The sequence below is a fragment of the Candidatus Methylomirabilis sp. genome (assembly GCA_036000645.1).
Taxonomy (GTDB): Bacteria; Methylomirabilota; Methylomirabilia; order Methylomirabilales; family JACPAU01; genus JACPAU01.
Map to the genome: position 1 here is coordinate 1 of DASYVA010000024.1, position 9,160 is coordinate 9,160.

Consider the following 9,160-nt stretch of genomic DNA (forward strand, 5'->3'; position numbering starts at 1 on the left):
CGTCCCCCTGTTCCAGGGCCGGGGGTGCCCCGCCTGCCACGGCACCGGCTACATGGGTCGGACCGGGATCTTCGAGCTGGTCGAGGTGAGCGACCGCTTCCAGGAGGCCATCCTGGCCCGGCGCCCGGGGGGAGAGTTGCGCGCCGCCGCCGCCGCCGCTGGGACCACGTTCCTTCGGGAGGCGGCCCTGGAGAAGGTCCGGGCCGGCCTCACCACCGTCGCCGAGACCAACCGGGTGACGGTGGCGGAGTGATCATGGGCTGGCGGCTCCCGCTGGGCCTGAGCCTCCGCCCGGGCGAGCTCCAGGCGGTCCGCGTCGCCCGGCGGGGACGCCGCTTGCAGGTCACCGCCCGGCACACGACGCCGCTCCCCGCCGGAGCCCTCGTTCCCGGCCCACAGGGGCTTACCATCGCTGACGAGGGGACGATCCTGACAGCGCTCCGGGAGGCGCTGGCTCTGAGCCCTCGGCGCTCCGAGATCGCCCTCGCGCTGCCCGACGGAAGCTGTCTCGCTCAAGTGCTCCGGTTCCCGGAGCTGCAGGCACAAGGCGAGGAGCTGCGGACCCTCCTCCTCTGGCAGACGGCTGACCTCCTCCCGTTCCCCCCGAAGGAGGCCCGCCTCGCTTCCCAGGTCCTCCGGCGCGAAGGGGCGACGGCCCAGGTCGCCCTCCTCCTGGCCCAGGAGGCGCTCCTCTCCCAGCTCGAGGATCTCATCGCCCGTGCGGGCGGGTCTCTCGTGTACACCGCCAGCGCGTTGATCTGCCTCCACAACGCCTGGGACAGCGTCACCGGAGGGGAGGGCTCGGAGGGCCTGCTGCACCTGGGGGGCGGTGCCCTCGGGCTGCTCCTCCGGCAGGACGGGATCCCGGCCTACGCGCGCTCCGTTCCGCTGGCCGCAGCAGACGGGCAAGCCGCGGCTATCGTCCGCGAGGTCGAGGCGTCCCTGGAGTTCGCGACGGGGCGGGAGGGCCTGGCCGCCCCGCCGCGGTTGCTCCTCGCCGGAGAGGGGGACCTCGGCGCGGTCGCGGCAGGGCTCGAGACGACCCTTCGGATTCCCGCGGAGGTCCTCGGGGATGGCGTGGCGGCCTGGGAGGCCCCCTGGGACGGCCTCCCCCCCACCCCGGCTGAGGCCGCAGCAGCCGGAGCAGCCCTGAGCCCAACCGGAGGCTTCTGATGCGCCTCGCTCTGAACCTGGCCTCTCCCGCCGCCCGGCGCCGGGCGCTGCTGCGCCGGGGCCTGGCGGGAGCCGTGCTCCTGCTCCTCGTGGCAACGGTCGTGCACGGCCTGCTGTATGCCCGCTGGCGTGCCCACCTGGCCAGCCTGGAGGACACCTGGACTGCTCGGGCCGCTGAGCGGGAGGAGGCGGGAGCGGGGAGCGGGGGGGCGACCGGCCCGGCCCAGTGGCCCGCAGGCCTGGCGGAACGGGTGCGCTTCTACAACGGCCTGCTGGAGGCCTCCGCCTTCTCCTGGACGGGCCTCCTGAACGAGCTGGAGGCTGCGCTTCCCGAGGGGGTCGGCCTGGTGGAGGTCCGCCCCGACCAGCAGCTCACCGCGGTGCAACTCCGCGGGGAGGCCCGGACGCTCGAGGCCCTGACCGGCTTCGTGCGGCGCCTGGAGGGACGGTCCGTCTTTACCCGGGTCTTCCTCCTGCGGCACGGCGGCCGCAAGGACGCGCGAAGCGGGCGGGAGGTCCTGGAGTTCGAGATCCGGCTGGAGCTGCAGCAGGAGAGGGTGTAGGTGAAGGAGTTCTGGCGGCTCGTGCGCACGGACCCCACGGCGACCGCGCTGGCCGGGGCGGCCGCGTTCCTCTTTCTGGTGAACGCCGCCGCCATCCCGGCTTTCGATCTCCCCCTGCTCCGGCAGACGGCCGCCCGGGAGGAGCGACTCTACGCGCTGCAGGCAGAGCTCCGGGCGTTGCGGGATGGGGCCGGACGGGTGAAGACGGCCCAGCGCCTGGAGGCGGAGATCAGCCGCCTGCGCGCGAGCTTCCCGCTGCGGCGGGAGGTGGTGGCGCTGGTCGGGCACCTGAGCAACCGGGCCACCGCGGCCCGCCTCAAGGTGGCGGGAATCGATTACAAGCCCGCCGACGTGCCGAAGGAGGGGTTGCTCCAGCTCGGGATCGCCATGCGCGTCGAGGGGGGGTACGCCGACCTGCGCCGGTTCCTGGCCGACCTGGAGCGGATGCGGGGGCGCCTGGCCATCACCCACCTGGCCGCCACGGGACGGCCCGGCGAGGGGCACGTGAGCGCCCGGCTGAGCCTGACGGCCTACTTCCGGTTCGAGCGGCCCCCGGCAGCAAATGCCCAGCCGGCGGCCGCGCTGGAGGACGGCTCATGAAGGCCACTCAGCGCCAGTGGGCCCTCCTCGCCTTCTTGATCCTCGTCTGGGGCGCACTCCTCCTCGCCCGCTGGAGCCGGTCCGCGCCACCCGTTTCCCCGACTCAAGCGACCGCGCCCACGCGGGTCGAAGCGCGAGCGGTCAAGGCGACCGCCGCTCCGCCCCGCCTCCGGATCGAGCTCCTGCGGGCCCGGGGCGCCTCCCTGCCCGAGACACCGAAGAACCTTTTCGCCGGCGTGGTGGAGCCGCCTGCGCCGCCTCCCCCTCCCAAGCTCGGGGGCGCGGCACCCGCCCCCATCGCGGCTCCGCCCCCCGATCCGTTCCTGGAAGGGCTCAAGGGGCTCAAGTTCCTGGGGTTCGCCCGCGAGCGGGGGCGGGTGCTGGGCTTCCTCAGCCGCGGGGGGGAGTTTCTCACGGTCGAGGAGAAGGAGCTCTTCCTGAACCAGTACCTGGTGGCTCGCATCACCGAAGACAGCATCATCCTGGCCACACCGGACGGGACCCGGGAGGCCCGGCTCACCCTCTCGCCCTGATTCGCGCCCGTGCTGCGCGAAGGGAGTGGACCATGACGACCGTTTGGCGACAGTTCGCGGGGTGGGCCACCGCCACGGTCTTGGCCCTCGGGCTCGCCTCCTGCGCCCAGACCGGGAGGCTCCCGACGGGCGAGCCGCTGACGGCGTCGGATTTCGACGCCACCATCGCCCGCTACACCGAGACCCTCGTGAAGGACCCGCAGTCGGTGGAGGCCCGCATCGGCCTGGTCCGCACGCTCAGGGCGGCCGCCGAGTTCTACTTCCGGGAGGGGACGCGCCTGGAGCGGGAGGGAGCGCTGGACGATGCCCTGACCGCTCACCACCGGGCCCTGCAGTACAACCCGGACCACGCGACCGCCCGGGCCGCCGCCGCGCGGGTCACGGACCGGCGGCGGGCGGTCATGCTCCTGAACCGGGCGAAGGAGGTGGCCGGCCGCGGCGCGTACCGGGATGCCGCCCGGCTGTTGGCCGAGGCCCGCCAGCTCGCGCCCGACCACCCCGAGGTAGAGGCCCTCTTCGCCGAGGTGACCGCGCGGGCCGGGGTGGGCGAGGCGCTGGAAGCCCAGCAGCGGGAAGCAGAGGCGCGGGGGCTGACTTCCCTGCCGCTGAAGCCGGTCTCCCTGCGATTCAAGGACACCGACGTCAAGGACGTCCTGGAGGTGGTCGCCGGCCTCGGGGGAGTGAACATTTTTCTCGACGAGGGGCTGACCGCCAAGCGGATCACCACTTACATCAAGGATCTCCCCCTGCGGGACGCCTTCGAGCTCCTCCTCTCCACGAACCGTCTCTTTGCGAAGCAGGTGGGGCCGCGGACCCTCGTGGTGATCCCGGATACCCCGGCCAAGCACCAGCAGTACGACGACCTGGTGGTCCACACCTTCTACCTGGGGGATACCGAAGCCAAGACCCAGGTGAACCTCCTCCGGACCATCCTGAACACCCGGCAGATCTTCGTGAACGAGAAGCTCAACGCCCTGGTGGTTCGGGACACCCCCGAGAAGGTCGCCCTGGCCAAGAAGCTGCTGCACGCGAACGACCGGGGCATCGGGGAGGTGGAGATCGAGCTGGAGATCATCGAGGTCAAGGCGGACGCGCGGGACAACCTCGGTCTCCTCTTCGATAAGGCCTACCAGGTCAAGCTCAACGTTCCCACCGTCATCGTGGGCGAAAGCTTCCAGGACCAGCTGGGGGGTTCCACGCTGGCCCTCCCCAGCCCCGCGGTGACCCTCAATATCTTGAAGAACCTGGCCGACACCACGACACTCGCGAGCCCCACGGTCCGGGTCCTGGACCGGCAGAAGGCCCGAATCCTCATCGGCGAGCGGCGGCCGTTCCAGATCTCCACCATCAGCTCCTCCACCGCAACCACGGCGACCCCGACGACGGGGGGCACGCCGGCCGGCACGATCCAGGAGACCCGGGTCGAGTTCCGGGACGTCGGCCTGAAGCTCACCCTGACCCCCACCATCCACCTGAACGGGGACGTCACGATCGAGCTGAACTTCGAGATCTCCTCCGTGGGGGCGGCCATCGGGGGGGATCTGCTCCCGAGCGTGAATACCCGGAACCTGGATAGCTTCATCAAGGTCCGGGACGGGGAGACCCGCCTGCTGGGCGGCCTCATCCAGAACGACACGACCGTGACGACCGACAAGCTTCCCTTGCTCGGGGACATCCCGTTCCTCGGCCGCCTCTTCTCCAACGTGGCCACGACGAAGATTCGGACCGATGTCATCATTTCGGTCACGCCCCGGCTCGTGAAGGTCGTGGAGCCGGCGGCAGAAGACGTCCAGACGTTCTGGTCCGGCACCGCCATGTCCTTCGAGGCCGGCCCGGTGGCGGCGCCGGCGGCCCTCATCCCGCCCGAGCCTCCGCGTCCCCTTGTCCCGCCCCGCGTCGGGCCTCCCGCACCGGGGGTCCCAGGCGTCCCGGGGGTCCCGACGCCGCCGGGGCCGCCCGAGGAGTGACGATGCGCCGGGGTGTTTGGCGGCGCTGCCTCCGGGCATCCGGGGGGTTGACCCTCGTCGAGCTGGTGGTCGTCCTCGCCGTCCTCGGCGTCCTGGCGGCGGTGGCCATGCCGCTCGCGGAGGTGACGGTCAAGCGCTCCCGGGAGCTGGAGCTGCGGCGGACCCTCCGGGAGCTCCGGGAGGGGATCGACCTCTTCAAGGCGGAGTACGACAAGGCGCGCAACAACGCCAAGGACAAGCGCGAGATCTTCGTCCAGCGCGTGAACGTGGACCGGACCGGCTATCCTCTCACCCTCGAGGAGGTGGTGGAGACCAAGATCCTGCGACGAATTCCTCGGGATCCGATGGCCTCCGATACCCCCTGGGTCAGGCGCTCCTACACCGACAGCATCGACTCGACGGTGAGCGACGCGCGAGACGTGTGGGATGTGCGCTCCTCCAGCAAGGCCACGGCACTCGACGGGACCACCTATGACACCTGGTAGCAGACGGCCCATGCGGGATCGCTGCGGGTTCACCTTCATCGAGATGCTCATCGTGGTGGCCATCATCGGCATCCTGGCCACCATCGCCCTCCCTTCCTTCCAGATGGGGGTCATGAAGGCGAAGGAGGCCGCGCTGAAGGAGAACCTCTTCATCCTCCGGGACGTGATTGACCAGTACTACGCCGACCAGGAGCAGTACCCGCCCACGCTGGAGGTGCTGGTCGAGAAGCGGTACCTGCGGCGGGTCCCGGTGGATCCCATTACGGCGCGGGGTGATACCTGGACCTTCGTCTATGCGACCGACGAGCAGGGCCAGGAGAACGGGATCGTGGATGTCCACAGCGGCAGCGAGCAGGTGGGGCTCAACGGGCTCCCGTACCGGGAGTGGTGAGGCCGGGATCCTGTACCTGGCCCTCCTGTTCAGCATCGTCCTGATCGGCATCGCGACGGCGGTCGCCGCCCCCGTCTGGCGGACCCTGGTCCAGCGGGAGAAGGAGGAAGAGCTCCTCTTCCGCCTGAACGAGTTCGATCGCGCCATCACCGCCTACCAGGCGGTGCACAAGCGCTTCCCGCAAAAGCTGGAAGATCTGCTGGAGGATAAGACCCAGCTCGCGACCCGGCGCTACCTCCGGCGGATCTACCCGGACCCGATGACCGGGAAGGCGGACTGGGTGCTCGAGTACCAGGTGGATACGGCGGGGGTGCCCTCCGGGATCAAGGACGTGCGCAGTCGCAGCACGGATGTCGGGTTCAAGCGGTTCAGAGGGAAGGGCGAGCGGTACCGGGACTGGTAGCGAAAGGAGCCGGTATGCGGGAGCGGGAGCGGGAGCTCAGGCGGCGGCGGCACCGGAAGAAGGAGGCGGGCAAGGTTAGGCGGAAGGCCGCCAGGGCAGCGGCGAAAACAGCCGCTCCCCGCGCCGAGAAGGGCAAGAAGAAACGGGCGGAGGTTGCGGCCGCCCCGAAGCCCGCGGCCCCCCCTGCGGCCGCTGTGGTGCCTCCCCCCGTGGCGGCGATCGAGCTTGCTCCGCCACCCGCTGAGGCTCCCCCGCCTCCACCAGCTCCCTCCTCCGGAGGCGCCACACCCCCCGGGGAGGAGCAGGCGACCAGCTAAACGATGGCCTTACCAATAGATCGGCATCACTGCTACCGTCCCGCGGAACCGCGACCCAGGCAGGAGGTGCCGTTGGAGCATCCCCACCGTACCGGTCTCGCCTTGGGCGCCCTGATCGGGCTGCTTCTGTCAGGTCCGGCCTGGGCGCAGACATTCTTCGAGATCACCCCCGCCGCCTCCTCGGCACAAGAACAACCCGCTATTGCTGCCCTCCCGAACCTCAACCAGTTCCTCGTCGTCTGGCAGGACTTTCAGGCCGGAACACTCTTCGACATCTCCGGCCAACTCGTGAACGGGGACGGGTCCCTTACCGGCTCAAAGATCACCATCTCGAACGCCGCGAACGACCAGCTCGCGCCGGCCGTGGCCTACAACTCCTCCACCAACCAGTTCCTGGTGGTGTGGCAGGAGCAGGACCCCCTGGCCGGGACGCTCTTAGATATCTCGGGCCAACTCGTGAACGCCGACGGCACCCTCAGCGGCACGAAGATTACGATCTCGAATACCGATAACGACCAGACGGCACCCGCCGTGACCTATAATTCCCAGACCAACCAGTTCCTCGTGGTGTGGCAGGAGCAGGACCCCGACGCCGGGACGGGCTTGGACATCTTTGGGCGGCTTGTCAACGCAGATGGCAGCCTCAGCACAGCGGAATTCACGATCTCGAACGCCGCCGGCGACCAGACCGTGCCCGCTGTCGCCTACAACTCCACGGCCAACCAGTTCCTCGTGGTGTGGCAGACATTCCAGGTGGGGGTCTCCCAGGGCCAGGACATTGCGGGGCGGCGCGTCGACGCCGGCGGCAACCTCCTCGGCAGCAGTGAGATCCCCATCTCCGCCGCCGCCGGCGACCAGACCGTGCCCGCTGTCGCCTACAACTCCACGGCCAACCAGTTCCTCGTGGTGTGGCAGACTTTCCAGGCCGGCACGCTCTCCGACATCTCGGGCCGGCTCGTCGATGCCAACGGCACCCTGAGCGGGACGAGCGAGATCACCATCTCGAACGCCACCAACAACCAGACCGCGCCCGCTGTCGGCCACAACGCCACCGCGAATCAGTTTCTGGTGGTCTGGGAAGACCTCAGTGCCGGTGGCCCCTTCTCCGACGTCTTCGCGCAACGGGTCGCTGCGGACGGGAACCTCTCCGGGGGCAATTTCGAGATCCGGAGTACGGATCCATCGAGCGATCGAGTTGCTCCACAGCTGTCTTTCAACGTCAACGCGAACGAGTTCGTCGTGGTATGGCAGGACGCACAGGGTGGGGCAACGACGGACATCGTCGGGCAGGTCACGGCGGGAGGCGGCACGGCCACCCCCCCCTCGGTAGTGGTGACTGCGCCAAACGGTAGCCAGACCCTGACGGTGGGTTTCTCGTTCAACATCACCTGGACTTCATCGGACCCGAGCGGCTTCATCGCGAGCCAGGAGATTCACCTGTCTACGGACGGCGGCCTCACCTTCCCCACCGTTATCGTGACAAATCTGCCAGGAAGCTCCAGCTCGTTCCCCTGGACACCGACCTCTGCGGACACAACGACCCAGGGGCGGATCCGGGTGACGGCCACAGACACCTCCGTGACACCTGCCACCGGGCAGGATGCCAGCAACGCCAACTTCACGATCGCCGAACCCGGGGCCCCCGGTACAGCACCGATAGACGGGTGCATGATCGCAACCGCCGCCTTCGGCTCGCCGTTGGCCGCCGAGGTGGAGACCCTGCGGGCCTTCCGCGACCGGTACCTCCTCCCGCACGCCGCGGGTCGCTGGGCCGTCGCCGCCTACTACCGCGTCAGCCCACCACTCGCCGATGTTATTCGCCAGCATGAGGCGCTCCGGGTGACCACCCGCGGCCTCCTCTGGCCGGTGGTCTGGTGGACACACCTGGCGCTGACCTGGCCGGTGCTCGCCTTCGCGTTCGCTGGGGGCGCGGTCCTCGCGGGCGGTCTCGGCCCGTACTACTTGGTGCGGGCCCGTTCGGCCGGCCGCGCGAGGAAGACAACGCGATGAGCCGACCCCGCCGCCGTCTGTGGATACGCTTCTTCTACGGGGGCGCGCTCGTCGTTGGCGCCCTGACGGCGACCAACCCGGCCGCCACCCCGCTCGCCGCCGAGGTGCCCGCGCGGGGGCGAGAGGGCGCCGTCACGCTGGGCGAGGCCAGCGCCGAGGTCCGGTTCCCCGAGCCGGTCCGCTACGCCGTCATCCTCCGTGAGGCCGGGAAGGCACGGATGGTATTCACCCGTCGGGATGTCCTCTTCCATTCCGGCGACCCCTCGCAATCGTGGACCGTCGAGCGGGTGGAGGCCCAGGCGCTCGTCCTCCGCAAGGGGCCCAGCGGCCGACCGCTCTCCCTGCCCCCCGCGAGCCCGATCCCCGGCTTTCCGGGCCATCGCTTCACCGGCACGGTCCTCCTCGACCAGGTGCACTACCGGTACAAGGCCGTCGAGCGCCTCACCCAGCCGGACCCCCTCCTCGTCACGCTGGAGGGCTCCCGGGCCACCCTGGAGGTCGAAGTCCTCCGGCCCCCTTGGGCTTCCCCGGCGGTCCCGCCCGAGGCGCGGAGTGTGCCCTCGCCGCAGCCCGTCCCCACGCCAGGCGCGACACTCGATGCGGAAGTGCTCGGCAAGGTCCGGGTCCGGGAGGTCGCCCCGGGGCTGTACGACGTCAACGCCGTCGACGTGAAGGCCGCCCTGGACGACGCGGGGCGCGTCCTTGCCGAGGTGTGGCC

General features: G+C 70.2%; 11 protein-coding genes. All 11 read left to right on the forward strand.

Annotation, left to right across the window (positions count from 1 at the left end):
- A partial coding sequence (locus VGT06_01145; protein HEV8661737.1) for a pilus assembly protein PilB occupies positions 1-253 on the forward strand: 253 nt, incomplete at its 5' end.
- Positions 254-255: 2 nt separating this feature from the next.
- Positions 256-1,173 carry a hypothetical protein gene (locus VGT06_01150; GenBank protein HEV8661738.1) on the forward strand — a complete coding sequence of 306 codons (918 nt, stop codon included), beginning with the start codon at positions 256-258 and terminating at the stop codon, positions 1,171-1,173.
- Entirely contained in the window at positions 1,173-1,736 is a 564-nt protein-coding gene (locus VGT06_01155; GenBank protein ID HEV8661739.1) for a PilN domain-containing protein, read from the forward strand. The genes VGT06_01150 and VGT06_01155 overlap by 1 nt, the downstream gene beginning before the upstream one ends.
- Entirely contained in the window at positions 1,737-2,336 is a 600-nt protein-coding gene (pilO, locus tag VGT06_01160; protein HEV8661740.1) for a type 4a pilus biogenesis protein PilO, read from the forward strand.
- Positions 2,333-2,869, forward strand: a complete 537-nt coding sequence (locus VGT06_01165; protein HEV8661741.1) for a hypothetical protein — start codon at positions 2,333-2,335, stop codon at positions 2,867-2,869. The genes pilO and VGT06_01165 overlap by 4 nt, the downstream gene beginning before the upstream one ends.
- A gap of 32 nt (positions 2,870-2,901) precedes the next feature.
- Positions 2,902-4,836: a type II and III secretion system protein gene (locus VGT06_01170; protein HEV8661742.1), complete on the forward strand. Its 1,935-nt coding sequence runs from the start codon at positions 2,902-2,904 to the stop codon at positions 4,834-4,836.
- A 2-nt stretch (positions 4,837-4,838) separates the two neighbouring features.
- Entirely contained in the window at positions 4,839-5,321 is a 483-nt protein-coding gene (locus VGT06_01175) for a prepilin-type N-terminal cleavage/methylation domain-containing protein (protein HEV8661743.1), read from the forward strand.
- Between the two features lie 10 nt (positions 5,322-5,331).
- Complete coding sequence (locus tag VGT06_01180) at positions 5,332-5,712, forward strand: prepilin-type N-terminal cleavage/methylation domain-containing protein (GenBank protein ID HEV8661744.1); 381 nt, start codon at positions 5,332-5,334, stop codon at positions 5,710-5,712.
- Positions 5,654-6,115 carry a type II secretion system protein gene (locus VGT06_01185; GenBank protein ID HEV8661745.1) on the forward strand — a complete coding sequence of 154 codons (462 nt, stop codon included), beginning with the start codon at positions 5,654-5,656 and terminating at the stop codon, positions 6,113-6,115. Before VGT06_01180 ends, VGT06_01185 begins: the two co-directional genes overlap by 59 nt.
- Positions 6,116-6,504: 389 nt before the next feature.
- Positions 6,505-8,442 carry a CFI-box-CTERM domain-containing protein gene (locus tag VGT06_01190; GenBank protein HEV8661746.1) on the forward strand — a complete coding sequence of 646 codons (1,938 nt, stop codon included), beginning with the start codon at positions 6,505-6,507 and terminating at the stop codon, positions 8,440-8,442.
- Positions 8,439-9,160: hypothetical protein (locus VGT06_01195; protein ID HEV8661747.1), on the forward strand; the 722-nt coding region annotated here is incomplete at its 3' end. The genes VGT06_01190 and VGT06_01195, both read left to right, overlap by 4 nt.

What these genes read in the sequence shown, in the direction of transcription:
- VGT06_01180 (HEV8661744.1), top strand. Translation starts at nt 5,332, where the DNA reads ATGCGGGATCGCTGCGGGTTCACCTTCATCGAGATGCTCATCGTGGTG.
- VGT06_01185 (HEV8661745.1), top strand. Translation starts at nt 5,654, where the DNA reads ATGTCCACAGCGGCAGCGAGCAGGTGGGGCTCAACGGGCTCCCGTACC.
- VGT06_01175 (HEV8661743.1), top strand. Translation starts at nt 4,839, where the DNA reads ATGCGCCGGGGTGTTTGGCGGCGCTGCCTCCGGGCATCCGGGGGGTTG.
- VGT06_01150 (HEV8661738.1), top strand. Translation starts at nt 256, where the DNA reads ATGGGCTGGCGGCTCCCGCTGGGCCTGAGCCTCCGCCCGGGCGAGCTC.
- VGT06_01165 (HEV8661741.1), top strand. Translation starts at nt 2,333, where the DNA reads ATGAAGGCCACTCAGCGCCAGTGGGCCCTCCTCGCCTTCTTGATCCTC.
- VGT06_01155 (HEV8661739.1), top strand. Translation starts at nt 1,173, where the DNA reads ATGCGCCTCGCTCTGAACCTGGCCTCTCCCGCCGCCCGGCGCCGGGCG.
- VGT06_01170 (HEV8661742.1), top strand. Translation starts at nt 2,902, where the DNA reads ATGACGACCGTTTGGCGACAGTTCGCGGGGTGGGCCACCGCCACGGTC.